1 protein-coding gene is annotated in these 308 nt (G+C 59.4%); it reads left to right on the forward strand.

The window, feature by feature from the left end; translation table 11 throughout:
- Positions 1-308 (forward strand): elongation factor Tu (locus tag DMY87_RS23970; protein WP_483428583.1); only part of this gene is annotated, 308 nt, incomplete at both ends.

Raw genomic sequence — 308 nt, forward strand, 5'->3', positions numbered from 1 at the left:
CTCGTCCGTGGTATCCAGCGCGACGACGTCGAGCGTGGCCAGGTTCTCTGCAAGCCGGGTTCGGTCAAGCCGCACAAGAAGTTCATGGCAGAAGCCTACATCCTGACGAAGGAAGAAGGCGGCCGTCATACGCCGTTCTTCACCAACTATCGTCCGCAGTTCTACTTCCGCACCACGGACGTGACCGGCATCGTGTCGCTTCCGGAAGGCACGGAAATGGTTATGCCGGGCGACAACGTCACGGTTCAGGTTGAGCTGATCGTTCCGATCGCGATGGAAGAAAAGCTGCGCTTCGCGATCCGCGAAGG

This window comes from Peteryoungia wuzhouensis (assembly GCF_003205195.1).
Taxonomy (GTDB): Bacteria; Pseudomonadota; Alphaproteobacteria; order Rhizobiales; family Rhizobiaceae; genus Allorhizobium; species Allorhizobium wuzhouense.